Origin of the sequence: Sphaerisporangium sp. NPDC051017 (genome assembly GCF_040683095.1) — a bacterium.
Taxonomy (GTDB): Bacteria; Actinomycetota; Actinomycetes; order Streptosporangiales; family Streptosporangiaceae; genus Sphaerisporangium.
The window spans coordinates 62,361-86,900 of the sequence record NZ_JBFBCI010000024.1; the positions used below are offsets into that span (position 1 = coordinate 62,361).

General features: G+C 70.2%; 23 protein-coding genes and 1 pseudogene. 9 read left to right on the plus strand and 15 right to left on the minus strand.

What is annotated here, in order from left to right:
- The first annotated feature begins 45 nt into the window (after positions 1–45).
- Both AB0M95_RS20395 and AB0M95_RS20400 read left to right on the plus strand, forming a co-directional pair.
- Positions 46–972 (plus strand): ABC transporter permease, encoded by a 927-nt coding sequence (locus AB0M95_RS20395; protein ID WP_363766694.1) that lies wholly within the window; start codon positions 46–48, stop codon positions 970–972.
- Positions 965–1,861: an ABC transporter permease gene (locus AB0M95_RS20400; RefSeq protein WP_363766696.1), complete on the plus strand. Its 897-nt coding sequence runs from the start codon at positions 965–967 to the stop codon at positions 1,859–1,861. The genes AB0M95_RS20395 and AB0M95_RS20400 overlap by 8 nt, the downstream gene beginning before the upstream one ends.
- Before the next feature lie 40 nt (positions 1,862–1,901).
- Here AB0M95_RS20400 and AB0M95_RS20405 read toward each other — a convergent pair whose 3' ends face one another.
- Entirely contained in the window at positions 1,902–3,209 is a 1,308-nt protein-coding gene (locus AB0M95_RS20405; protein WP_363766699.1) for an aspartate aminotransferase family protein, read from the minus strand.
- A gap of 93 nt (positions 3,210–3,302) precedes the next feature.
- Here AB0M95_RS20405 and AB0M95_RS20410 point away from each other — a divergent pair, with 93 nt between their 5' ends.
- A complete protein-coding gene (locus tag AB0M95_RS20410) occupies positions 3,303–4,247 on the plus strand; it encodes a LysR substrate-binding domain-containing protein (protein WP_363766701.1) in 945 nt (314 codons plus the stop codon).
- A 26-nt stretch (positions 4,248–4,273) separates the two neighbouring features.
- On the opposite strand, the gene AB0M95_RS20415 is transcribed toward AB0M95_RS20410, so the two are convergent.
- The 3 genes from AB0M95_RS20415 to AB0M95_RS20425 are packed head-to-tail and all read right to left on the minus strand — an operon-like array spanning position 4,274 to position 7,924.
- Positions 4,274–6,160, minus strand: coding sequence for an ATP-binding cassette domain-containing protein (locus tag AB0M95_RS20415; protein WP_363766704.1), 1,887 nt, complete (start codon positions 6,158–6,160; stop codon positions 4,274–4,276).
- The gene (locus AB0M95_RS20420; RefSeq protein WP_363766706.1) at positions 6,157–7,665 is read right to left on the minus strand and encodes an ABC transporter ATP-binding protein; all 1,509 of its coding nucleotides are present in this window, start codon (positions 7,663–7,665) and stop codon (positions 6,157–6,159) included. The genes AB0M95_RS20415 and AB0M95_RS20420 overlap by 4 nt, the downstream gene beginning before the upstream one ends.
- Complete coding sequence (locus AB0M95_RS20425; protein WP_363766709.1) at positions 7,637–7,924, minus strand: hypothetical protein; 288 nt, start codon at positions 7,922–7,924, stop codon at positions 7,637–7,639. Before AB0M95_RS20425 ends, AB0M95_RS20420 begins: the two co-directional genes overlap by 29 nt.
- Positions 7,925–8,433: 509 nt before the next feature.
- Between AB0M95_RS20425 and AB0M95_RS20430 the strand changes: the two genes are divergently transcribed.
- Positions 8,434–9,954 carry a lanthionine synthetase LanC family protein gene (locus AB0M95_RS20430; protein WP_363766711.1) on the plus strand — a complete coding sequence of 507 codons (1,521 nt, stop codon included), beginning with the start codon at positions 8,434–8,436 and terminating at the stop codon, positions 9,952–9,954.
- Between the two features lie 142 nt (positions 9,955–10,096).
- Here the strand turns inward: AB0M95_RS20430 and menC are convergent, their stop codons facing one another.
- From menC to AB0M95_RS20455, 5 genes are all read right to left on the minus strand, one after another.
- Positions 10,097–11,197: an o-succinylbenzoate synthase gene (gene menC, locus AB0M95_RS20435; RefSeq protein ID WP_363766713.1), complete on the minus strand. Its 1,101-nt coding sequence runs from the start codon at positions 11,195–11,197 to the stop codon at positions 10,097–10,099.
- Positions 11,198–11,328: 131 nt separating this feature from the next.
- Positions 11,329–12,108: a GNAT family N-acetyltransferase gene (locus AB0M95_RS20440; RefSeq protein WP_363766715.1), complete on the minus strand. Its 780-nt coding sequence runs from the start codon at positions 12,106–12,108 to the stop codon at positions 11,329–11,331.
- On the minus strand, positions 12,105–13,184 hold the full coding sequence (locus AB0M95_RS20445; RefSeq protein ID WP_363766718.1) for a M20 family metallopeptidase: 1,080 nt from the start codon (positions 13,182–13,184) through the stop codon (positions 12,105–12,107). The genes AB0M95_RS20440 and AB0M95_RS20445 overlap by 4 nt, the downstream gene beginning before the upstream one ends.
- Positions 13,181–13,306, minus strand: coding sequence for a hypothetical protein (locus AB0M95_RS20450; RefSeq protein ID WP_358514392.1), 126 nt, complete (start codon positions 13,304–13,306; stop codon positions 13,181–13,183). The genes AB0M95_RS20445 and AB0M95_RS20450 overlap by 4 nt, the downstream gene beginning before the upstream one ends.
- 308 nt (positions 13,307–13,614) lie before the next feature.
- Positions 13,615–14,082 (minus strand): hypothetical protein, encoded by a 468-nt coding sequence (locus AB0M95_RS20455; protein ID WP_363766721.1) that lies wholly within the window; start codon positions 14,080–14,082, stop codon positions 13,615–13,617.
- A 554-nt stretch (positions 14,083–14,636) separates the two neighbouring features.
- Between AB0M95_RS20455 and AB0M95_RS20460 the strand changes: the two genes are divergently transcribed.
- Entirely contained in the window at positions 14,637–15,623 is a 987-nt protein-coding gene (locus AB0M95_RS20460) for an NAD(P)-dependent alcohol dehydrogenase (RefSeq protein ID WP_363766724.1), read from the plus strand.
- Positions 15,624–15,710: 87 nt separating this feature from the next.
- Here AB0M95_RS20460 and AB0M95_RS20465 read toward each other — a convergent pair.
- Positions 15,711–16,439 (minus strand): annotated as a pseudogene (locus AB0M95_RS20465) (hypothetical protein); the annotation flags it as partial.
- Between AB0M95_RS20465 and AB0M95_RS20470 the strand changes: the two are divergent.
- The gene (locus AB0M95_RS20470; RefSeq protein WP_363766726.1) at positions 16,438–17,745 is read left to right on the plus strand and encodes an aspartyl protease family protein; all 1,308 of its coding nucleotides are present in this window, start codon (positions 16,438–16,440) and stop codon (positions 17,743–17,745) included. The pseudogene AB0M95_RS20465 and the gene AB0M95_RS20470 overlap by 2 nt on opposite strands.
- A gap of 336 nt (positions 17,746–18,081) precedes the next feature.
- On the opposite strand, the gene AB0M95_RS20475 is transcribed toward AB0M95_RS20470, so the two are convergent.
- Positions 18,082–18,804: a VOC family protein gene (locus AB0M95_RS20475; RefSeq protein ID WP_363766728.1), complete on the minus strand. Its 723-nt coding sequence runs from the start codon at positions 18,802–18,804 to the stop codon at positions 18,082–18,084.
- A gap of 137 nt (positions 18,805–18,941) precedes the next feature.
- Between AB0M95_RS20475 and AB0M95_RS20480 the strand changes: the two genes are divergently transcribed.
- Entirely contained in the window at positions 18,942–19,184 is a 243-nt protein-coding gene (locus AB0M95_RS20480) for a DUF4291 family protein (RefSeq protein WP_363766818.1), read from the plus strand.
- Positions 19,185–19,326: 142 nt separating this feature from the next.
- Here AB0M95_RS20480 and AB0M95_RS20485 read toward each other — a convergent pair whose 3' ends face one another.
- The 3 genes from AB0M95_RS20485 to AB0M95_RS20495 all read right to left on the minus strand — a co-directional run bounded on the left by AB0M95_RS20485 (position 19,327) and on the right by AB0M95_RS20495 (position 21,245).
- Positions 19,327–20,280 (minus strand): alpha/beta fold hydrolase, encoded by a 954-nt coding sequence (locus AB0M95_RS20485; protein WP_363766731.1) that lies wholly within the window; start codon positions 20,278–20,280, stop codon positions 19,327–19,329.
- Positions 20,281–20,511: 231 nt separating this feature from the next.
- Positions 20,512–20,964, minus strand: coding sequence for an ATP-binding protein (locus AB0M95_RS20490; protein WP_363766734.1), 453 nt, complete (start codon positions 20,962–20,964; stop codon positions 20,512–20,514).
- The gene (locus tag AB0M95_RS20495) at positions 20,961–21,245 is read right to left on the minus strand and encodes a hypothetical protein (RefSeq protein WP_363766737.1); all 285 of its coding nucleotides are present in this window, start codon (positions 21,243–21,245) and stop codon (positions 20,961–20,963) included. Before AB0M95_RS20495 ends, AB0M95_RS20490 begins: the two co-directional genes overlap by 4 nt.
- 294 nt (positions 21,246–21,539) lie before the next feature.
- Between AB0M95_RS20495 and AB0M95_RS20500 the strand changes: the two genes are divergently transcribed.
- Together AB0M95_RS20500 and AB0M95_RS20505 are read left to right on the plus strand one after the other, a co-directional pair.
- Positions 21,540–22,376, plus strand: coding sequence for a helix-turn-helix transcriptional regulator (locus AB0M95_RS20500; protein WP_358514404.1), 837 nt, complete (start codon positions 21,540–21,542; stop codon positions 22,374–22,376).
- On the plus strand, positions 22,352–22,579 hold the full coding sequence (locus AB0M95_RS20505; protein WP_358514406.1) for a DUF397 domain-containing protein: 228 nt from the start codon (positions 22,352–22,354) through the stop codon (positions 22,577–22,579). The genes AB0M95_RS20500 and AB0M95_RS20505 overlap by 25 nt, the downstream gene beginning before the upstream one ends.
- A gap of 182 nt (positions 22,580–22,761) precedes the next feature.
- Here AB0M95_RS20505 and AB0M95_RS20510 read toward each other — a convergent pair whose 3' ends face one another.
- Complete coding sequence (locus tag AB0M95_RS20510; protein ID WP_363766821.1) at positions 22,762–23,907, minus strand: UDP-N-acetylglucosamine--N-acetylmuramyl-(pentapeptide) pyrophosphoryl-undecaprenol N-acetylglucosamine transferase; 1,146 nt, start codon at positions 23,905–23,907, stop codon at positions 22,762–22,764.
- Between the last annotated feature and the right edge of the window lie 633 nt (positions 23,908–24,540).

A 24,540-nucleotide genomic window follows, 5' to 3' on the forward strand; every position in this document is an offset into this window, starting at 1 on the left:
CGGGCCGTGCGGTACGGCCCGGCCGTCCAGCGGAGGAGCCGGTACGTGAGGTACGCCGCCGTCCGCCTGCTCCAGGCCGTTCCCGTCTTCGTGGCCACCACCTTCCTCATCTACACGATGGTGTGGGCCCTGCCCGGCGACCCGATCCTCGCGCTCGCCGGGGACAAGCCGCTGCCCGAGAACGTCCTCCAGGCGCTGCGCGACCACTACCACCTGAACGACCCGCTGATCGTCCAGTACGGCCTCTACATGGCCGGGGTGTTCCTGCGCGGCGACCTCGGCGAGACGTTCACCGGTCAGCCGGTCAGCCAGCTCCTCCAGGACCGCTGGGGCGTGACCGCGCAGCTCGCCCTCACCGCGTGGATCTTCGAGCTGGTCGTGGGCATCGGCCTCGGCGTGCTCGCCGGGCTGCGCCGCGGGAAGCTCGCCGACACCGCCGTGCTGGCCGGGACGACGTTCGTCATCGCCGTGCCGGTCTTCGTCGTCGGGTACACCGCCCAGATCGTCCTCGGGCTGAACCTCGGCCTGTTCCCCACCGCCGGCACCGACCAGGGCTGGCCGGTGAGCTACCTGCTGCCCGGCATGGTCCTCGGCTCCTTCGGCCTCGCCTACGTCGCCCGGCTGACCCGGACCAGCGTCGTCGAGAACCTGCGCGCCGACTACGTGCGCACGGCCACCGCCAAGGGCATGCGCCGGTCGCGCGTCATCGGCAGGCACACGCTGCGCAACTCGCTCATCCCGGTCGTCACCTACCTCGGCGTCGACTTCGGCAACCTCATGGCGGGCGCCGTCGTCACCGAGGGCATCTTCAACCTGCCCGGCATCGGCCAGCAGGTCTTCCAGTCCATCCAGCTCCAGGAGGGGCCCGTCGTGGTGGGCGTCACCACCCTCCTGGTCATGATCTTCATCCTGGCCAACCTGCTCGTCGACCTGCTGTACGGCGTGCTCGACCCGAGGACCCGCCGTGGTTGACCTGAAGGCGTCCGCCGAGGCCGCCGCCCCCGCGCGCGAGGTGCGGGGCTCGCTCTGGTACGACGCCTGGCTCGACCTGCGGCGCCGCGTCCTGTTCTGGATCTCGGCGGTCATCCTCCTGCTCGCCTGCGCCATGGCCGCCTTCCCCTCGCTGTTCGCGCGGCTCGGCCCGAACGAGGGCTGCCGGCTGCGCATGTCCAAGAAGGGTCCGGACGCGACCGCCCTGTTCGGGTACGACCTGCAGGGCTGCGACTACTGGTCGCAGATCGTCCACGGCACCCGCGCCTCGGTGGTCATCGGCATCGCCGTCACGGTCTTCGCCCTGCTCATCGCGGTCGTCCTCGGCCTGCTCGGCGGCTACTACGGCGGCGTCCTGGACGCGATCGTCTCCCGGGTGACCGACGTGTTCTTCGGCATCCCCTTCGTCCTCGGCTCCACGGTGGTGCTCGTCGCCTTCCCCGGGCACGGCATCTGGGCCATGACGATCGTGCTGGTGCTGCTCGGCTGGACGACCATGACCCGGCTGATGCGCGGCCAGGTGATCGCCGTGCGCGACTCCGACTACGTCCAGGCCGCCCGGGCCCTGGGCGCGAGCGACCGGCGCATCATGGTCAAGCACATCCTGCCGAACGCCATCGCCCCGGTGTTCGTGGTGGCGATGCTGAACGTCGGCAACGTCATCTCCGGCGAGGCCACCCTCGACTACCTGGGCGTCGGCCTCCAGTACCCCGACGTGTCCTGGGGGCTCCAGCTCAACGTCGCCCAGACCTTCTTCTCGGAGTACCCCCACCTGCTGGTCTTCCCGGCCCTGTTCCTCACCGCCACCGTCCTGAGCTTCCTGATGCTCGGCGACGTCGTCCGCGACGCCCTGGACCCGAAACTCCGCTGACCAGGGAGCCGCCGCTCACACGCGACTGCGGACGTTCACGTCACCGGGCGGCGTCGTCGAGCACGGCCCTGAGAGACGCCTCGAGGATGTCCACGCCGGTGTGCAGCTCGTCGTCGCTGATCGTGAGAGGCGGGGCTATGCGGAAGATGCCGCCCATGCCCGGTAGCTGGACGATGTTCATGTGCAGGCCCCGTTCGAGGCAGGCCGAGGTGACCGCGCTGCCCAGCGCGTCGGCGGGCGCCTTGCTCTTCTTGTCCCGCACGAGCTCGACACCTTGGAGCAGGCCACGGCCGCGGATGTCACCGACGACTTCGTAGCCGTCGTGAAGCGCCAGCAGTCGCTCGGTGAGCTGATCGCCCAGCCTCGCGGCACGCTCGACCAGGTTCTCGCGGTGGATGACGTCAAGGACCGTCAGCGCGACGGCGGCCGCCAGCGGGTCGGAGACGTGCGTGGTGTAGAAGAGGAACCCCCGGTCGTGGCAGACCTGCTCGATCTCGGCCGTCGTGACGACGGCCGCCACGGGCAACCCGGCTCCGAGGGTCTTCGACAACGTCAGGATGTCCGGGGTGACCCCGTCACGCTCGAACGCGTACATCGTCCCGGTACGGCCGAGACCGGTCTGCGCCTCGTCGAGGATGAGCAGCATCCCGCGCTCGTCGCACATCTCTTTGAGGCGACGTAGATACCCGGGCGGCAGCTCGATGAGCCCACCCGAGGACAGGATGGGCTCGATGAGGCAGGCGGCGAGACTCCCGGCGGACTGCTGGTCGACCAGAGCGAAGCCGTAGGCGAGCTCGGCCTCCCAGTCGTGGGACCCGTCGGAGGACCGGAACGGCGAACGGTAGGCGTTCGGCGTGGGCAGGGCGAGGTTCCCCGGTGCCGGCGGACCGTAGCCGCGCCGCCCGGCCGAGAAGGTCGCGGAGGCCGCCCCTTGGGTCATTCCATGCCAGGAGCGGTCGAAGGAAACGATCTCATAGCGGCCGGTGGAGAGCTTGGCCATCTTGATCGCGGCCTCGTTCGCCTCGGCCCCCGTGGTGAGCAGCAACGTCTTGCCCAGCGTGGGGGGCAGGGTCGCGGTGAGCCTGCCGGCGAACTCCACCACCGGAGCGCTGAGCATGCCGCTGTAGAGGTGGTCCAGCGACGCGACCGCGGACGAGACCGTCGCCACGATGTCCGGGTGCGCATGGCCGAGGATGGAACTCATCTGCCCTGAGGTGAAGTCGAGAATCGGTGCGCCCTGGCGATCGAAGACATACACGCCAGAGGCGCGTTCTATGACCCGCGGGGTGAAGCCCGATCCGTAGCGGATCAGCAGGCGGTCCGCCTCGTCCCAAAACGTCGTGTCCATCGCCAACCCTCTCTGCCCGCGTCCGAGACGACGCCGGATGTCTTGCCCAGATGCCATCTTCGATCGGCGGTAAGAGTTATAACAAGCAAACAAATGCCCCTGACCATTCGGCCCTGCCTTACGGTTGGTGCCATGCTCAACCCGCAACGTCTCGCGATCCTGCGCGCGGTCCTGGCGGCCGGGTCGATCAACAAGGCGGCACGGAACCTCAGCTACTCGCCCGCGACGATCAGCCAGCACATGACCGCTCTGGCGAAGGAAACCGGGCTGATCCTCTTCGAGAAGCGAGGACGCGGCATCGACCCCACCGATGCCGCACGGCACCTGGCAGATCAGGCCCAGCCGCTCCTCGCCGACTTCGAACGCCTCGAACGCGTAGTCGCCGATCTGCGGGGCGGTCAGGCGCAGCATCTGGCGATCGCCTGCTTCGCTTCCGCGGTCGAGCGGTGGATACCCGATGTCGTGCGAACCGTTCGCCGGTACCGGCCGAACCTCACCGTCGAGATCAGCCTCAACGAACCCCTCGACGGGCGCGGCCGCCGGCAACCGGACCTCGACATCCGAACCGAGCCCGCCGACGGAGCCGAAGTGCACCTGGACGGCTACCGGCGTCACGAACTCACCGTCGAGGAGCTCGTCGCCGTGGTCCCGCACGCGCACCCGCTCGCCAATGCCCGCGAAGTCGCTCTCCGGGACCTCGAAGGCGAACCCTGGGTGGATCACGACATCTACGACAGCCCGATCGGACAGATCATCTTGAGCGCCTGCAGAGTCGCTGGCTTCACGCCGCGCTACGCCGCCCGCTTGGACGATCACCGGGCGGCGCTGCGACTGGTGGAGACGGGCATCGGAGTCACCGTCCTGCCGCGCCTGGCCGTCGCGGAACTCTCCGGCGGACTCGTCGCCAGGCCCGTGATCCGGCCCACCGTCCTGCGGCGCATCGTCGTCCACGCCGGTGAGGACCGGCGCCGCGGCGACCTCATCGCCCGCGCGGTGGCGCAACTCCGCGACAGCGCCCGCACGACGGAAACCGCGTAGCGCGGAAGTCTCGCGGCCCCGGCCTCTCAGCCGTTGCTCGTGGCCAGCTTGTCGCGCAGCTGGTGGCGACGCCTGACACCCAGCTTGTGGTAGGCGTTCGAGAGGTGGACCTCGACGGTTTTGATCGTGACATAGAGGCGCTGAGCGATCTGGCTGTTGGTCAGGCCTTCCGCGGCCAGCCCGACGACCCGCACCTCGCTCGGAGTGAGCGACTCGGGACCGGTGAGATAGGCACGCCTGGGACGAGTCCCGGCGGCGGCGAGTTCGCTGCGCGCCGCCTTCACGAGAGGAGACGCGTGACAGCGCTGGGCGATCTCCATTCCCTCGAAGAGCAGCGCACGGGCCTCCGCCAGGTTTCCGCTCCGGCGTCGCCACGGGCGGGGCGAAAGGACACCCGGCCTCGGATTCCGAGACCGGGAGGGACCGGGGACGCGGTGCACTTTTTCCGGCACGGCTTCAGCCGGCGAAGGGGCGCGCCGGACCTCACGGCGCCGGCTCCGGGCGGCACCGAACCGGCCGTACGGCGGATCGGGGCGTACGGCCGGTTCGGCGTGGGCCACGTCGCGGTCGGTGGCGTCCGGCGCGAGGTAGGTGAGGTTGTCGCGCAGTGTTCCCGCGAAGATGTACGCCTCCTGCGGGATGAGGGCCAGGACGCGGCGCAGGTCGCGCGCGCGCCCCTGGACGTCGACACCGCCGAGGTGGACCGATCCGTGCTGTGGTGACAGCAGCCCGATGAGGAGGCTGGAGAGCGTCGACTTGCCGATCCCGCTGGGCCCGACGACTGCGATGTGCTCCCCTTCGGGGACGGTGAGGTCCAAGCTCCGGAAGATCGCGGCCGCGTGCGGTCCGTGGGCGAAGGTGAGGTCGCGTATCCGCAGGTCGTACCGGGAAGGCTCCGAAGTGGTCTCCTCGGGGAGGGGATCGGGCTCGGCGAATCCCTCTCCCAGGCGGTCGAGGGTGACCACCAGTTCGATGCCCCAGGCGCCCATCGTGCCGAACAGGCCGCGCAGAGCCGGTTCGATGCGGACCGTCAGGTAGGTGGCCGCGCCGACCAGCTCCGCGACGGTGAGGTGACCTCCGCGCAACAGCCACGGGGCGGCCGCCAGGAGCACCACGAGGGGTAGTTGCCCCCCGAGGAACACCAGCGGGCTTCGCAGAACGGTGGTCCGGGCCAGCTCGCGGGTGACCGCCGCCTCGGCCTGGACCGCGTGGCCCACCTCTTCGGCGGCCCGGTCCTCCGCGGCGCAGGCGATCGCGTCGCGCAGGCCGCCGAAGACCTCCCCTCCCCGGCGCGCGACCTCCTCCTCGGCCAGCAGCACCGCCCTCTGCCGGCCGACCAGGCGGCGCAGCAGCAGCGCGAACAGCGTCAGGGAGACGCCCATCAATGCGCCGGTGACCAGTGCGGCCAGAGGGGCGATCAGCGCGAGCCCGATCAGGGCGGCCAACGAGGTGAAGACGACCTGGCGCGCCGAACGCATCAGGGCGAACAGAATGTTCCGCACCGTGTGCACCTGCTCGGTGAGCTGGGCGACGCGCGCGGCGTCGGGGCGGGACGCCGAGCGGACCGACGTGGCGATGGCGCCCTCGACCACCGCGGTGACGAACGCGTCGCGCACCGGCTCGACGATCGCCGCGAGCATGGGGAGCACGCGGTAGGTGGCCACCGCCCCCGCCGCCGCGGCCACCAGCAGGAGGGTGAGGGCGGCGACCCCGGCGGTGACGTCGCGGGCCAGGAAGCGGTCCAGCGCGGCGGAGATCAGGAGGCCGGACAGCAGGGCCGGCACCGACTCCGCGAGCGACCACAGGGCGATGCGCGCCAGGGTTCCCCGGCGCCGGCGCAGTTCCCGGAGGAGCAGGGCGCGGCCGGGACGGTTCAGGCGGCGGGCGCGACGCGCCGGCGGTCTGGCGCTCATGGCGTGTCCTCGTTGAGGTCGTTCTCGTGCGATCGCGGCTCGGCGGCGAACACCGCCCGGTAGTCCGGCTCCTCCATCCACAGGCGCGCATGGGGGGCGAGCGCACGGATCCTCCCCTCGTCCAGCCAGGCCACCAGGTCGGCGCGCGCCGCGGTGGCCGCCCGGTGGGCGACCACGAGCCGGGTACGGCCGGTCGGTCCCTCGGTGAGCGCCTGCGTGACCTGGGCCTCGGTGACCGTGTCGAGGCTGGAGGTGGCGTCGTCCAGCACCAGGACACGGCCTCCGTGCGCCACCGCGCGGGCCAGGCCGAGACGTTGTAACTCTCCGCCGGACAGGTGCGTGGCCGCGAGTGGGGTGTCGATCCCCTCGGGCAGCAGGCGCAGGAAACCGTCGGCGTGCGCGACCGTGACCGCGGGCAGGATCCGCGCGTCGCTCGTGTTCTCGAGCCCGTAGGCCAGGGCGTCGCGGACGGTCCGGCCGAGCAGTACGGGGCGGTCGAAGGCGTAGGCGACCTCGCGCCGCAGAGCCCGCGGCTCGATCGCGTCCACGCGAACCCCGTCGAGGACGATCTCTCCCTCGTCGGGATCGGCGAGCCGGCCGGCCAGCAGGGCCAGGGTGGTCTTGCCCGCCCCGGACCGCCCCACCAGCGCGACCGCGGCGCCGGGCGGGATGTCGAGGTCGACCGCGCGCAGCACGGTCCGGTCGCCATGCCGCACCGAGACCCGCCGGAAGGACAGCGCTCCCGGTCCGGGCGGGAGGATCCCGGCAATCGCGGCGGCTCCGCCGCGTGGACGCGGGTGCGGGCGCGCGGACAGCACATCGAAGACGCGGCCGGCGTTCGCCCGGGCATCGGCCAGATGCACCAGGCCGTCGACCTGCTCCAGGAAACCGAGAGCGTAGGACAGGTAGAGGGCGGCCTCCAGGAACCGTCCCGCGGAAAGCCGCCCATCGGCGACCCCGAGGCCGGCGGCGATCAGCACGGCGACCCGGAGCGCGGTCAGCGCCAGATCGACCTGCCAGAAGGTGTTGCGCTGTGCCTGCCATGTCGCCAGCCCCGCCTTGGCCAGGCCGGGCAGCGGCTCGAGCACGCGGTGGATCTCCCGCCAGGTGGTGCCGCAGGCGCGGATGGTCCTGCTGCCCGAGAGCGCGTCGGTGAGACGGGCCGCGATGTCCCCCTGCCGTTCGAGGTACTCGCCGTAGCTGACGGTGACGCGTCGCAGGAGGAGCCGGAGCACCAGCAGCAGCGGGATCACCATGACGACGAAGACCGCGCCCAGCCGCCAGTCGACCAGCCACAGGGCGACCAGCCCGCCGAGGGAGGTCACACCGGCCACCGCGGCGTTGACCTGGCCGGGGACGAGGGTCGCGGCGGTCGCGGAGTTCCCGGTCAGGCGCGTCACCAGATCTCCGGTGGGGTGGCGTCGCGTCTGAGCCCTGACCGCCCGAAATCTTCGGGGACCGGATTCGGGTTCGCCCCTAAGACGCCGCGCCCTCGCACCGCTCACCCTGGGCAGGCGGGCCGAACCGGGAGCGTCCGGTCGCTGTGGGACGTTTCAACGCGGGGAGCAGATCATGGATGTCGAGGTCACGGACGCCGGCCGGGCGCCGGGGGTCGCGCGCGGCGACGAGAACCTGCTGGTGGACGGCGTCCGGGCGGCGCTGGACCGCCGGCGGGCGCACGACTGGCACGTGGAGCCCAAGGAGTTCTGGTGCCACGCGCGGCCGCCCGGCGGGCGTCCCCAGGTGCAGGGGTGGAAGCTCCATATCTCGGCGACACCCCTGTCGGCGCCGGTGGTGCTGACCAGATGTGCCGAGATCCTCGTACGCCACGGAACCGCGTTCAAGTTCGCCCGGAGCCTAGATCTGGTCGAGCAGCTCGTGTCCGGCACCTACGACCGGGGCGGGGGCGGCAAGTTCATCACGGTCTACCCCTGCGGCGGCGAAGACCGGTTGCGGGACCTGGCCGAAGGGCTCCACCGGGCGACGGTGGGTCTGCCCGGTCCCGGCATCCTGTCCGACCGGCCCTACCGGCCGGGTAGCCTCGTCCACTACCGGTACGGGGTGTTCGGCGGGGTGCCGATGCTGGGCAACGACGGTGCTTACGAGGCGATGCTCGTCGCCCCGACGGGAGCCTCGCGCTGGATCAGCGCAAGGCCTGGTTCTCCCCGCCGCGGTGGGCGCCGCGGGACCCGTTCACCGGGCGGCTCCCCGCCCCGGCGCCCGGCACCGAGGGCGGGACGCCGCAGCCGGTCCTCCTCAACGGCCGGTACCTGGTGCGGGAGGTCATCCAGCACTCCGGCGCGACGGCACGCCTGGTCGAGGTGTTCGAGCAGCAGGGCGACCTGTTCCTGGCGCAGGAGGCGATCCAGGGCGTCACACTCCGGCAGTGGGTGCCGGACGCCATCGAGCCTGACGAGGGCGAGGGATGGGGGCCGCCGGCGGACACCGCGCGGCGGATCGCCCGGGGCCTGGTCGACCTGGTCGAACTCGTGCACGCCGAGGGGCTGGTGCTCCGGGACTTCACCCCCAACAACATCATGGTGACGGATGACGCCGGCCTTCGCCTGATCGACCTGGAGACGCTGGCCAGACCGGGGGATCGGGTCCTCCGGGCGTACACGCCGGGGTACGCCGCACCCGAGCAGGTCGCCATGGAGCCGATCTGCGCCGCCCCCGCGCAGGACGCCGACCTCTACAGCCTGGGAGCCACCCTGTACTACCTCGCAGGCGGGGCGGATCCCCTGTTCGCGAAGGACGAGCCTTCGACCCGGCCGGTCCAGGAGCGCGCCGCCGCCCTGCTCCGTCACCTCGCCGTAGTCAACCCCGTCGCCCGGTGGCTGGCGCCGGTCATCGTCCCGCTGTTGCACCCGGACCCGGCGCGGCGCCCGCGGCTCGAGACCGTACGCGCCCTCCTCGACGGGCGTGAGGGTGCGGACGCGGGCGACGGAGCCACGCCGGCCGCGCGTCCCGGTACCGCGGACCTCGACCGGATGATCGCGGACGCGACCGGGCACCTGCTGGCCACCATGGATCCAGGCGACTCCGGCCGGCTCTGGGCGACGGCCGGGTTCGGCGCGGACACCGATCCGCTCAACGTCCAGCACGGAGCCGCGGGGGTGCTCGGCGTCCTCACCCGCGCCCATGACGTCCGTCCGGACCCGGCCCTGCGGGACGCGATGGCGACGGCGGCCGCCTGGCTCGCCCGCCACCTGCCGCGCGAGCCGCGAGCCCTGCCGGGACTGCACTTCGGCCGGTCGGGCACCGCCTGGGCGCTGCTGGAGGCCGGGCAGGCGCTGGGCGACGACGACATCGTCGGCCTGGCCGGGGACCTGGCCCGGCGCGTCCCGCTCGCCTGGCCGAACCCCGACGTCTGCCATGGCACGTCCGGGGCCGGGCTCACCCAGCTCCGGTTCTGGGAGGCCACACGGGACGAGACGTTCCTGGATCGGGCCCGCCAGGCCGCACGCGCGGTCACCGCCGCCGCCCGCCGTCATGACGGTCGCATCCTGTGGCCGGTCGAGCGGGACTTCGCCTCCGAACTCGCCGGCCTCGTCCACTACGGCTTCGCCCACGGCGTCGCCGGAGTCGGGGCCTTCCTGCTGGCCACGGCCCGCGCCACGGGCGACACGGGCTGCCTCGACCTGGCCTCCCAGGCGGCCGAGACCCTGCTTTCCGGCGACGCTGCTCGCGACGCTCTACGGGCGGGCGGTGCACAGCCGGTCCGCCGATCCCGTGTTGCGCGACCCGCTCGCCGAACAGGCCGTCGAGCGCAAATCGTCCGCTACCGGTTCTGATCCGGTGAGCGGCTCGTTCTCGTCCGGGCCCTCACCTCCTGGAGTCCCAAGGCCGGGCGCCGGGGGTGTTCGGCTCGAAGGTTCCCCGCGGTCCGCCGGAGGTTCGGCGGACCGGGAGTGCGACGACGGCCCGGGGCGGCTTCTACGTGCTGATCCACTCGGTGGAGGTGGTGACCTCTTCGAGGATGTCCGGTACGGGGTCGACGCCGATGCCAGGACCTGTGGGGACGTCGAGGTGGCCGTCGCTCAGCTCGAACGGAGGGGTGATGTCGGTGGCGTAGTAGCGGCGTGAGGCGGAGGTGTCGCCGGGCAGGGTGAAACCGGGCAGGGCGGCCAGGGCGACGTTGGCGGCGCGGCCGATGCCCGTCTCCAGCATGCCGCCGCACCACAGGGCGACGCCGTGGGCGCGGGCCAGGTCGTGGACGCGGCGGGCCTCCAGGTAGCCGCCGATGCGGCCGGGCTTGACGTTGATGATCGAGCAGGCGCCGAGGGTGATCGCGGCGGCGGCGTGCTCGGCCGACTCGATCGACTCGTCCAGGCAGATCGGCGTGGTGATCTTACGGGCGAGCGCGGCGTGCTGGACCATGTCGTCGTTGGCCAGCGGCTGCTCGATGAGGAGCAGGTCGAAGGCGTCGAGCTTGGCCAGGTGGGGGGCGTCGGCCAGGGTGTAGGCGGCGTTGGCGTCGACCTGGAGCGGCACGTCGGGCCCGAAGCGCTCGCGCACGGCGCGCACGGGCTCGAGGTCCCAGCCGGGCTCGATCTTCAGCTTGATCCGGATGTAGCCCTCGGACAGGTAGCCCTCGACGGCGTCGAGCAGTTCGGGGATGGAGTTCATGATGCCGACCGAAACCCCGCAGGGCACCCGGTCCCTGGCTGCGCCGAGGAAGGAGGCGAGTGGCTGGCCGCCCGCGCGGAGCTGGGCGTCCAGGACGGCCGTCTCCAGGGCGGCCTTGGCCATCCGGTGCCCCTTGAACGGCGCCATGGCCCGGTTCGCTCCGTAGGCGTCGGTGTTGGCCCGCAGGGCGGGGATGAGGAAGCGCCGCAGTACCTCGGCGGCGCCGTCGACGTACTCGGAGGAGTAGAGCGGCTCTGACATGGCCACGCACTCGCCCCAGCCCTCCGAGTCGGGCGTGACGACCCGCACGAGCAGCACGTCGCGTTCGGTCTCGGTGCCGAACGAGGTACGGAACGGCGCCACCAGCGGCATCGCGATCCGCCGCAGTTCGAATCCAGTGATCTTCATGATGTGTGCGGCCTCTCGCCGCGTCTCCCTCCGATACGGCCGCCGGCCGGGCGGCTGTCTAGAACTGTTGCGCGGTCCGCGTGGCGCCTCCCGCCGGTTCGGCCGGGGCCGGTCCGCCTGTCTCCGGGATATCAGACCGTGCGTTCCACGACGTAGCACGACTTGCTGTGGAAGCCGGTGATCCGGCAGCCCTCTCCCAGGAGGCCGCCGAGCACGTCCCGTACGGCGAGCCGCCACGCCTTGGCCGCGCCGGGGTCGGTGCGGCGCAGGGTCTCGATGTCGCCCGGCACCGCCACGAGGATCGTCCCGGCGTCGGTGCGGCCGGGGATCGGCCATCCGTCGCGGTCGGCCAGCCCGACCGCCGCGTCCGGTGGAACCCGCGGCGGGTACGGCTCGCACCGGACGGCGGCCAGCACGTGCGGCTCGGTCAGCCGCCACATGGCGAGCATGCGGTCCGACGCGTCCCCCGCGTTGATCGCGTCCTCCATGGCGCCGTAGAACGACGGCAGGTACGCCTCGGGGCGCGCGCCGAGCTTGGTCAGGTTGAAGTGGGCGTTGCGGCGCACCAGCGGGTCGAAGGTCCAGGTGATCCGATCAAGGCCGCGGCTGAGCGCCCACTCGCGCTGGTGCAGCTTGAGCGCGAAGCCGACCCCGCGGCCGTTGGAGGCCCCGGTGATGTGCGAGTGGAGCCCCCGCCCGGCCGGGGCCGCCAGGAAACCGACCGAGGCGCCGGTCAGGCGATCTCCCTCGTAGGCTCCGGCCACGTAGTTGCCCGCGTGCGACAGCGCACGCAAGAGCTCGACGGTGATGGGCCTGTTGCCCGGGTCGGGATGCCAGATGTCGTCGAAAAGCCGGACGACGGCTTCGAACTCCTCGATGGAGTGGAGCTCGCGCAGCACGACGCCGCTCATCCGAGCACCGCCCGGACCAGTTCGGTCAGCAGGCGCGTACGGCCGGGCATCTCCGTGACGAGCGTGTGCTCGTGCGCCGCGTGCGCGCCGCCGCCGACGGCGCCCAGCCCGTCGAGCGTGGGACACCCGACGCCCGCGGTGAGGTTGCCGTCGGAGACGCCTCCCACGGCCACGCCTCGCAACGGCGGCATGCCAAGATCCTCGGCGATCCGGCACGCCAGCTCGAACAGGCGCGCCGAGGAGGCGGCCTCCAGCGGCGGCCGGTTCGGTCCTCCGCTCACCAGCAGCCGTGTCCCCGCGAGGCGGGAGGTCAGGGCCCGCACCTGCTCGTCCACCAGCTTCTGCCTCTCGGAGGTGGGGACGCGCACGTCCACCGACACCGAGGCCAGCGCGGGCACGGTGTTGGTCGTCGTCCCGCCGGACAGCACGGTCGGGGTGACCGTGGTCGCGCCGTCGCCCATCGCGCCGAGCGCGATGATCTGGTGGGCCAGCTCGACGGCGGCGTTGGCGCCCGCCTGTGGTTCGAGGCCCGCGTGCGCGGCCCTCCCGTGGACGGTGATCTGGTAGGCGGACATGCCCTTGCGGGCCGTCTTGAGCGCGCCGCCGTCGGCGGACGCCTCCGTCACGAACGCCGCCGCGCACCCGCGCGCCGCGCCCTCGATCAGCGCGCGGGAGGTGGGGGCGCCGAGCTCCTCGTCCCCGGTGACCAGCACGCACACCCCCTCAAGGGAGGGCAGAGCCGCCAGCGCGTGGAATATCTGCACCAGCCCGGCCTTCATGTCGAAGACGCCCGGTCCGCGGGCGACCCCGTCCGCCACCGACCAGGGGTGCTCGCGAAGCGAGCCGATCGGCCAGACGGTGTCATGGTGGCCGAGCAGCAGCACCCGGGGCGTGCCGAAGGTCCACCGCAGGTGGCTGACCCCGTCGATCACGATCGTCTCCGGGTGCGCGCCGAGCCGTCTGAACCCCTGGTCGGCGACCACGCCGGCGCTGCGGGCCACGGCCTGGTGGTCGGCGGAGAACGACTCGCAGACGACGAGCTCCTCAAGGTCCTGGAGCATCAGGCCGAAGTTCACCGCGACCGCCCCGGCTCCGCGCGGAACGGCCGGAGCGCGTCGCGGCCGAGGATCTCGACGAGGTCGTCCTCGGTCAGCGGGTCGTCGGCGACCACGGCGCAGTGATGAAGATCAACGGACACGTACCAGCCCTCCGGGGATGTTTGCCGCAACGGTATGACAAGGGAGGGGGCAGGCAATTCGTCCGCCGCTACCTAAGACGGGCGGATTATTCGTCCATCTGGCCAACGAGCACGATTCCCGCTCGCGAGGGAGTGCGCCGGCAGGCCCGTGCCGGTCCTGCTCTCCCCGGTTCCCCGCGCGGGGGAGCATGCCCGGTCCGCGCGGGTCAGGGGCGTCGAACAGGGCGCTGACCGACTCGCCGTATGACGAACTCGCGGTCATGCGCCGGGATGGCACGTACACGGCCGGGGCAGAGCGCCCGTGATCTCTAGGGGCTCAATTCGACAAGTTCCGCACCGTAACGCCGAAGGGTCTTGTCGGTTAAGCGGTTGGCGGGACTCAAGCCGCGGTTAAGGTCCCACAGTCTGCGAGTTAGATCGATGAAACCGTGTGATGGCCGAGCCGTCCCGAGAGGTCCATTGTCCAGGTCCTTCGGCTCGAGGAGTTGCACGTAGGATGAATCGACGAGGAAGCTGCCCTCCGGTCCCTCGAACACGGCCATAAGGGTCAATCGCTTGAGCCGGACGGAGCGCAGAGTCCCGGCTGGGATTTCGTATGTCTTGTCGCGGACCGATACGACGAAATGCCCCTCGTGGAGTTCAGCGAGGTGGGCCGCCTGGCGACGTGCTGCGATACGCAGCATCGACGGTGAGATGTAGGCCAGGCTAAGCGGGATCGCAATGCTCGTGTCTAGCGGCACACCGAACAGCCTGATCAGGCCGACAATGGCAAGCATGGCGACAGGGGTGTCACCAGTTCCCAGAACAGTTGCCTTCGAGTTGGACGAAGCCGGTACACCAACAGCTGATTAGACACGAGGACATTTTCGTTGACTTGGGCCATTAATCCAGGAGTGAAGCGCGCCGACTTTGATGGAGGCTGATCATCTGGCTGTAACAGCCTGGTGGGGTTGGTGTCAGTGTAGTAGTCGGCTTCGTACTCGTTGGGCGGGACGCAGCCGATGGCGGTGTGCAGGCGCTGGGCGTTGTACCACCCTGACTTGAGGTATTCGCGGATTATCGTCGTGCCCAACAGCGGGCACACATCCCTGAGAGCGGCGGGAACGCGGCGTCCTGCGTGATCGCGCTGCAGACGGCGTTCATCCGCACCGGGAGGGTCCCCGCCACCGGCCGACTGGACGCCGTGTCGCCCGTCCCCGTGCCGGCCGGGTAAGGCGCGGCGCGGCCGGCCCATAGGCCGACCACGGTGTCGTACTTCCGGCCGTGGTCCCGCGCACGGGTCTTCGGGACACTTCTCCTCATCCCCACCTCGTGGACGAGGAGAACCCCGATGAAGGCTTTCGTCTTACGCGCGTACGGTTCACCGGCCGCGCTCGAACTCACCGATGTCGCCACGCCCGCGCCCGGCGGCGACGAGGTGCTGGTCCGGGTGCGCGCGACCTCCGTCCAGCCCTACGACTGGCATCTCATGCGCGGGCAGCCGTACGTCGCGCGCCTCATGGGCGGCGGGCCCGGGCTGCGCGGCCCGAAGATCAGGATCCTGGGCGCCGACGTGGCGGGGGAGGTCGTGGCGGTCGGGAAGGACGTGACCGGGTTCCGCCCCGGCGACGAGGTGTTCGCGATGCCCAAGCAGGGCGGTTTCGCCGAGTACGTATGCGTACGGGAGACCGAGCTGGCCCGCAAGCCCGAGAACCTCTCGTTCGAGCAGGCGGCGGCGGTGCCGCTGGCGGCCGGCACCGCCCTGATCGGCCTGCGCGACGGGGGACACGTCGAGCCGGGGCAGAAGGTCCTGGTCAACGGGGCCTCGGGCGGCGTGGGCACGTTCGCCGTGCAGATCGCCAAGGCGTTCGGCGCCGAGGTCACCGGCGTGTGCGGCCCGCGCAACCTGGAGTTGGTCCGCTCGCTCGGCGCGAAGGACGTCATCGACTACCGGACGAGCGACTTCACCCGCGACGGGCGGCGCTACGACGTCCTGCTGGACATCGCGGGCGGCCACCCGGTGTGGGCGTGCCGCCGCGCGCTGACCCGCGAGGGAAGGCACGTCCTGGTCGGCGGCCCTGCCGGCCGCTGGTTCCAGCCCGTCGGCCACATGTTCGGCGTGATCGCCCTGTCGCCGCTCATGTCCCGCCGGGCGGTCCTCGCGGACGTCGTCAGGTGCACGACCATCAAGCAGAACCTGACAACGCTCACCGACCTCATCGAGAACGGCGACATCACCCCCGTCATCGACCGCACCTACGGTTTCGAGGACATCCCCACGGCCGTCGCCTACCAGGAGAAAGGCCATGCGGCGGGCAAGGTCGTCGTCACGGTGTGAGCGGAACCCGGCGCAGCCGGGTGCGGGGCCGCGCTCGCGTAGCTCGGTGACCACGGTGACCACGTGCCCGGCCGAGCGGCCCCACCGGTCGGACTTCCAGAACTTGAGCGTGTCGCAGGGGCGCAGCGCGGCCAGGGCGGCGGCGAATTCGGGACGGTCCCCGCGCAGGCGGCTGGAGATCTTCTCCTGGAACAGCTCGTCGTAGCCGTCTTCGGCGAGGGCGTCGAGTGGAAGGGCGCGTGGCTCGTTCATCACCAACCACGATTGGTGCCGAATGTGCGCGCGTTGTCTGCCGCATGCCGCGGTTTCTCGACGGCTGCCACCGTCGTTTGCGGTCGTGACACGACCATGACACGGCGCGGACGAGGCGGAGACACGACCGGTCGACAGTGGATGGGGTCGGCGGGCGAGCTGCGGTGAGTTACCGAGCGTGCGGCGAAACCCGGCGGCGTGTCGTGCGTGTTGTTGATCGGGGATGACCGGCCGTGAGGGAGGGCCTTGAGCAGGCCCGGACCCGAACCGTCCACCGCGGACTGGAACGTGGAGGGGCCGTGTCCGGACCGGCCGGAGGCGGTCCTGCGGCACGGTGACGGTATCGGGTCGGCTGGTCGAAGCCGGACGGGCCGGCCATCGAGGTGGCCCCGGCCCGGCGCGCGGCCACCGATCTGGGCCGCCCGCATCAGGACGATGCCGTGCGGCCCGGGTGGCCCCGGCGTCGCCCTCAGCAAGCAGGGCGAGATGAGCCGGCCGGAGCTGCTGTGACCGTCCGTCGGACAGAAAGTCACGGCGAAGGTGATCACGAGAAGGAGAAGACATGGCTGATGACAGACAATGGGACCGGCGTTCGCTGCTGCGGGGCGCCACCGTGCTGGCCGGTGCCGCCGCGACCGCGCCGCTGCTAGGCGGGGCGGCCACGGCGAAAGCCGGTAGCGGTGCCGCCGACGCGCTGTTCAAGGCCGGAAAGTTCGAGCAGGCCGGCCGCGCCTACGAGGAGATCCTGAAAACAGACCCCGCGAACCTGCACGCGGCCCGTCGGCGCGGCTTTGTCGGGCTCCTGGCCAACCAGTTCCCCGACGCCGAGAAATACCTCAAGATGGCCCTCCAGTTGGCGCCCGACGACAAGGACACCAACTACTACCTGGCCGACTGCTACATCCGGCAGGACAAATTCTCCCTGTCCGCACCACACTGGCAAGCCGCTGGCGAGGACAGCTACGCCAAGTGGTTCGCGGCGGTCCGCGGCGAGCCGTATCAGATCCACGGCGACATCGCGCGGTTGCCATTGCAGCAGATGGACCCGATGCCGCTGGTAGAGGCCTCGGTCAACGGCGGACCAACGAAGCGCTTCACGTTCTACACCGGCGCCCCGAATCTGGGCTTGACCGCGACGGTAGCCAAGGAGGCCGGGCTGAGCCCCGTCGCCAGTCAGAAGATCGATTTCGAGGGCGGCACCATCTGGGCGTACTACGGGATACTGGACTCCTTCAAGCTGGGCGGCATCGAACTACGCAACGTCCCCGTGGGCTGGTCGGCGACGGAGTCGGGCGAAGATGTCGACACCGACGCCGACGGCATGATCGGCACGTGGGTCTTCTATCACTTGCTGACCACCTTCGACTACGCGGGCCGGCAGCTGATCCTGCGCCGCCGCACTCCCGAAACGGCCAGGAAGGCGCGCGCCGCCGCCACACGGGCGGGCGCCGAGCCCCTGCCGCTGTGGCTGGTCCGTGAGCAATATCTGCACAGCAGGGGCAGCATCGCCGGCGTCGCCGGCTCCCGCACAGGGGTGGTGGGCGTGAACTTCGGCGGAAGGGGCGAGATGGCCGCGGTCGTGTTCGGGGACACGGCCGAGCGGTTGGGGATCCGCAGCGACTACGACCGCCCGATCGGGACCTTTGCCCATAGCCACCCAGCCGTCACCTACCCCTGCTACCCCAAGGAGATCCGCCTCGGCGACGCTGCCGCCAAGGACATCTACTGCGAGACGCACTCACAGGCCGAGCTCGCCCCCTTCGGGTTCGGCGTGCCGGCCGCCTTCTTCCACTGCTTCTTCAAGCCCTACAACATCACCCTCGACTTCACCGACATGAACCTCTACATCGCCCGCGGCCAGGCCACCTGATCGCCGCGACCGCACGGGCGTCACGGGATCTACCTGGAGCCGGCCCCGCAAAGGAATCCCGCCACCCCGAGTGATAGGGCGTCCGCTGGCTCGCTCCCAGGGTGCCAATGCTCGGCCGGGCGTTCAGGTCGAGCCGGACCTCGCCGTAGGGGCGCACGTGCTGCCAGAACAGCGGGGTCAGGCCGCGCCGGTCGGCGGGGGTGAGCAGGGCGGCGTCGGGCGAATCCGCGGGCGAAATGGTCGAGGAGTTCGTCAACCGCGTCCCAAGCCCGAATGTGACTGAGCCGTTCCCCGGAGCGATCGTGCGTGTCACCGGCTACCCGGGATCTGGTCGCGCTATCGCGGGGGCAGCACACAGAACTCATGGCCATCGGGATCGGCCATGACCACCCAGCCGACCTCGTCCTGGCCGATGTCGACGCGAGTCGCCCCCAGAGAGATGAGACGGTCGACCTCCGCTTGCTGATCACCGTGGGCAGGCGGAGAGAGGTCGAAATGCAGCCGGTTCTTGCCGGCCTTCGGCATCAGCGGCGGACCGCCCCAGGTGATCTTCGGACCGCCGTGCGGCGAGCGAATCGCGGTCTCTTGGTCCTGATCCCAGACCAACGGCCAGCCCAGCGCCTCGCTCCAGAAGTACCCGACCTCCTGCGAACCGTCGCACGCGAGCGCTCCGATGAATCCGCAGTCGGCGAGGAATTTGTTGCCCGGCTCGATGACGCAGAACTCGTTGCCTTCGGGGTCCGCGAGCACGACATGACCCTCCTCCAGGCGTTGACCGATGTCGATGTGCCGAGCGCCGAGTCCGAGCGCCTTCGCCACCGTCTGCTGCTGGTCCTCGAGGGACGTGCTCGTCAGATCGAAGTGCATCTGGTTCTGGCCGGTCTTCTGCTCCTGAGTCGGAAGAAACCGGATCCGGAACCCGGTGTCATCGCTCGGCAGGAGCGCGATGCCGTCTTCGGGGTTGTCGGCCATCTCCCAGCCCAGGACGCCGGCCCAGAAGCGCGCGAGACGGAGCGGATCGTTCGCATCGAAGCAGAGTGCGTGGAGGTGACAAGTCATTCCGCTCCGCACCTCCGATCTTTTGACTCAAAGCCGCAGACAGGGCAAATCCTCCGCGCACATAGAGAGCAACAACGCTAGGCACTCGGGGCCCGCCACGCAAAGAGTTTTAGTCAGGGGACGCACCCGCGCACCCGATACACCACAATCCCCTGCCCTACCGATCGATCCAAGTGGGTCTGTCCGGCGACGTCGTCGCCCGCTACCTCGATCGATGGGTCCTGGCGATCATTGACCTCACCGACCAGGTCAGTGACATTCGACAGGCGCTGCGCGACTGCCGGGACGTCAAGGACATGCCTCCCCGGGAATCCCCGTATCCCCTGCCTGAAGAGCTCGCCCAGGCCATCCGTGCCACCATCACGGCTGATCCCGCCTGAGCAGCACGGCGACCGCTGGAAAGGCAGGCGTAGTGTGCGCGCGTGTCCGGGGACGGGATCTCGGCACGGCGTCCAGGCAGCCGGTGGCGGATTGGTCACCGTTCGTGCCGGGCTTGGGCCGGGGCGTCCACCGCGGATATACCTACTTGGTTCGTCGTGCCGCTGTGACGACCTCCTGGATCGAGTCCAGTACCAGGCGTGGCTCGGCGTACTGCACGTAGTGTTCGGGCGAGTTCGCCACCACCAGCCGGCCCCGCGTGGAGAGGGCGGCCAGGTCGCGGTAGTGGCCCAGCACCTGATCCGACTGCCCGGCGGCGGCGATCACGACCACTGGCATGTCACGCCACGCCCCCGGGCGCACGGTCGCCCGCACTTCGGCCGCGCTGTCGAGAGACGCCAGGCCTTCGGCGCGGGCGGCCGCCATGGTGCCCGCGCCGTACACGATCGGGGCGGCCCTGCGGGCAGCCTCCGGCGCTCCCGACGGCGTGAGGGCATCGCCGAGCAGCCTGACCAGGCCGAGGCGCGCGGCGGCTTGGTAGAGCGTGAACTGCACGGCGAGGAAGGGCTTGGCCGCGCCAAGCTCGGCGGTGCCGGTCTCGTCCATGACGTCCACGAGCACCAGCCCGGCCGTCTCCCTGGGCCGGTCGGCGGCGAACAGGCGCACGACCGCTCCGCCGTAGGAGTGCCCGACCAGGACGTACGGCCCGGACTCCCCGGCCGCCGCGAGCAGCGCGTGCAGTTCCCGTGCGGCGCGCCCGGCGGTGCGCGGCGCCGGGCCGTCCTCGCTCCACGCGTACCCGGCCCGGTCGTAGCTGCACACCCGGCCGTGCCGGGCGAGCCGTGGTTGAATTCCGGCCCAGCTCGCGCTCGACTCGCCGAGCCCCGCCTCCAGTACGACGGTCGGCCCGCCCCGTCCCGAGCAGTACAGACGCATGCGGTGGCCCTCGACCGCGATCAGCCGTCCCGGCGGCGGCCAGCGCTCATCGTCCCCGGATCGTGCGATCGTCTCGTATCCGAAACCCGCCGCCGCCACCAGCGCGAGCGCCAACACGAACCGGAGGACGATACGCGGCCACCGCCGCCTGCCTTTTGCCATGTCCCGAAGGCTAAGGATCGCGAATCCGCCTTTCGCCCTCCTCGCAGAGGATCCTGGCGTGCGACCGGCGTCTCACCCGTCGGCGTTTACTCGTTCCCACTACTGACGAGCCGAACGCCCCCCACGACCCGACTACGGCTCACGGAATGAGACGAACTGCTCGCCGCCTCCCGGAAGCGACCCCTGCGCCTGCCACTGGGGCCGATGTACGCGGCCAGCCGACGTACGGGCTCATGTACCGTCCCGTGCCTTGTCGGCGGAGTCTCCCGGTGGAGTACTCGGCGTGGAGACCTCGAACCAGACCGTGCGGCCCGTGTCGTTCTGCTGCCAGCCCCAGGCCGATGACAGTTCGCGGACCAGCCACAGGCCTCGGCCGCTCTCGCTCATGGGGTCGGTCTGGGCGGGGATCTGCGGGATCGTGTCGGACGAGCCCTCGTCGGCAACCTCGACCCGTACCGTCCGGGCGTCCGCGTACACCATCAGGTTGACCACGCCGCCGGGCCTGCTGCCCGACCGTGCGTGCTTGATCGCGTTCCCGACGAGCTCGGCCGCGAGGAGCACGATGTCGTCCACGGCCGGATGCCCGGCCCTCAGCAGGACCTCGCGCACGTACATCCGCGCGAGCATGATCGAGCCGGGGGTTCCGAGAAGGTCGGCCTTCCCGAGGAGTTCGAGCGTCGTCACTGCGCGACCTCCCAGATACGGTCCGCCGCGTCGTCCGCCGACACCTGGACCCGCTGCCCCTGACCCCTGCCCCAGGTGTAAACCCAGGCCCCCTTGTGCGAGAACGCCATGACCCGCAGCACTCCGCCCTCCCGAGGCACCACCAGCACCGGCTCGCTCTTAAGGGGAAGATCCACCACCGCCCGCAGCCCCCGCCTGTTCAGAGCCCAGGCCAGCCGGACGAGGTGGTAGAACCGCTGTTCCCCTGTAGTCCGAGGGCTTCCTTTCTTGGCCGTGACCATCTCTTCCCTTTCTTCTGGATGCATATGGCCGGATTCATGTCGTTTCATATTTGGTTCCGCTCACAGATCGCCTCCCGGCTGTCAGTAATTGGCGAGCGCGCTGGCAGGGGTGTCCATTTTGTGTCAGGTGGACATGTGTGCAGCGCCCCTGCGCTTCTAGAGTGCCTGTGAGTGGCTTGAAGTAAGGGCGGTATCACTGGACAATAGGGCCACAAATAGCTCCACTGTTGGGGGTGGATTGTCATAAATCTGTCAGTGGCGTCAGTGAAAGGGGCGAGATGAACATGGACGAACATGGCGAATACGTTTGATCCCCGACTAACGCCGCTCCAGCGATTCGGCAGGGAACTGGCCCGTGCCCGCAAAGAGGTGGATCTGACTCAGGTCGCGCTCGGTAAACGCCTGGGGTGCTCGTCGTCGCTGGTGGCACACATCGAGATCGGCGACAGGACTCCTAAGCCAGACCTGGCGGCCCGGTGTGATGAAGTGTTCGGAACAGGTGACCTCTTCCGCCGCCTCTGCCGCTCGGTCACTTCTCCGTCCAGCGGTCCTGGCTGGTTCATCGAGTGGGCCGACGAGATCGAACCCCGCGCCCGCATCCTGCGCAGTTGGGATCCCCTGCTCATTCCCGGCCTGCTTCAGACCGAGAGCTACGCGCGAGCCGTCTTCCGAGGTGGCCGCGCGGCCCCAGAGGTGGAGATCCAGGAGCGGGTGACGACCCGCATGCGGCGCAAGCTGATTCTCGAACGCGACAATCCGCCGGAATTGTGGGTTCTGATCGAGGAGTCGGTCCTCAACCGTCCCATCGGAGGCGCGGCGGTGATGGCCGAACAGCTCGACTACCTGGTGGACATCGCCGACCGCTCCGCCGTGCGAGTTCAGATCGTCCCTTTCGACAGTCCGTGTACGGACGGGTTGTTGTCGAGCTTCACGATCGCGGAATTGCCGGACGCGCCGACGGCCGTGTCCATAGAGTCTGCGGGGACAGGTGAGGTATCCGCCGCGCATGAACTTGTGGCCGCCGTCTGGGGGCAATATGACAGGATACGAGCAGAGGCGTACCGCCCTGGTCCATCCCTCCAAATGATTAAGGAAGTAAGAGACCAATGGCAGCGGAAGCAAGAGACCTGAATCTGGACCTCTCCAAGGCCGCATGGGTGAAGAGCTCGCGCAGTGGCAACACCGGAGGCAACTGCGTTGAGGTGGCGTCGAATCTTCGAGAAGTCGTCGGAGTCAGGGACAGCAAGAACCTCGCGGGACCGGTACTCGTCGTCTCTCCGGGCGAGTGGTCGACGTTCGTGAACGCCGTCAAGGCCGGAGGGCTAGGCATCTAGGCCGGCCCTTCGGCCCGCCGCACACCGCGACCAGCCGTAAGAGGAGAGCCCTCGCCATGAACGAGGGCTCTCCTCTAGTCCGCGCCAGGCGAACTCCGGCTGGCCGCTCAACGACTTCACCCGGGAACAGGCCGGGTGCCGCAACGCCGACGCTGCGCGATCAGGGGACCGAGGGGCGTGTTCTAGCGGCGCGCGGCGGACAGGACGACGTCGGCGAGTCTTTCGGCCGCGTCGGGACGGCCCTGCGCCCGGGCACGGTCGGCCATGGCGGCGCGTCGGCGGGGGTCGGCCAGTAGCGGGGCCACGGCGTCCTGCAATGCCGCAGCGGACACCTCGTCAAGCAGGGCCGTCGCCGCGCCCGCCTCGACCAGGTACCGCGCGTTGTGCGCCTGCTCGTCACCGGCGGAGGAAGCCAGGGGAACGAACACCGCGGGCTTGCCGAGCGCCGTCAGCTCCGCGATCGTCCCGGCGCCGCTGCGAGAGATCACCACGTCGGCCAAGGCGAGAACGTCCGGGAGTTCGGGTCCGACGTAGCCGGTGAGCAGGTACCTGGCCGCCAGATCGGCCGGGAGCGCGGTGGCGCGGCCGCGCAACTCCTCCACGTTGGCCAGGCCGCATTGGTGGACGACGTTCGCTCGGGACAGCAGCCACGGCAGGATGCCGCTCACCAGGCCATTGATCTGCTGCGAGCCCTGTGACCCGCCGGTGACGTAAACCGTGGGCATTGCCGGGTGGAAGCCGTGCAGCCCAAGCGCCTGTACCGCCTTGTCCGGGGAGCCGTGCAGGATTTCGGGTCGGACCGGGTTGCCGGTGACGATGGCGGCCGCCCGAACCGACTCGGGCAGGAGCGGCACGGTCGACGCCGACGATACCGCGACCCGCGCCGCGACCCGCGCGAGCACACGGTTGGCCAGGCCGAGCCGTACGGTCTGCTCGTGCACCACCAAAGGACGGCGGCACAGCGCGGCCCCTAGACCCACCGGGATGGCGACGTAGCCGCCGGTCGCCAGCACCACATCGGGCCGGTGGTCGGCGACGAGCGAGCGGGCTTGGGCGACGCCAAGAGGGACGCGGCCCATGTCGGCGATGTTGGCCGGTGACAGCAGGCCGAGGGGATTGCTGGAACGGCGGATCTTGCCGGTGGCGACCTCGGCGAACGGAATGCCCTCGGCGGCCGCGACACGGGCTTCTAGACCGGCCGCCGTCCCGATCCACAGAACCTCCAGCTTCCCGCCGGTGGCCGCCAGCCGGGCCTGGAGCGTGCGGACCGCGGTGAGCGCGGGGTAGGTGTGGCCCCCCGTCCCGCCTCCCGTCACGATCAGGCGCATGGGCCGTTGCGGGGCTCGCGGGGAAGGGACGACGGCGTCGCTGTTCACGGCGCGGCTCTCAATCTGGTCATGTGGACGGCGGTCGGTTCCGCCTCGATGGCTCGAACACGTGTTCAGCTCCACGGTAGCCCAATCCCTGCCCTGGATCCGTCGGATGCCGTCTCCGGCTGTCGGGGTCGGCTACATCGACGTCGGCAGACTAATGAACCCGGTGCCCTCGGCAAGGTCGTCATCGAGCCCTGACCCGCCCCTGTCCGTGGGCAACGGATCCGGCTCGATTTCGGACATGACCTTGTCGAGGTCACCAGCTCCCGATCGCCCCCGTGGTCATACTCGGCGCTCCCGGGAATATGGTCGGCGAAGATCTTGCTGACCAGGCCGAGTCAAAAGGCGGTGACGTCCTGCCCCGCGAAGGCGACCACGGATCGGAATGGAGTCATATTCACCAGCATGTATCGGGCCGTGCGCACCGTGCAACCGGTTTAGTCCTGCCAAAATGTGGCATTCCTGCCGTCGCCCGTATATCACAGCATTCGCCGTTACCTGCTTGGTGAGCTGCCTTCCATGGCAGTCAGAAGAAATACGTCCTGGCCGTTTTCATCGTGGTGTCGGCGCTTACCGCGGGCCTCGGCT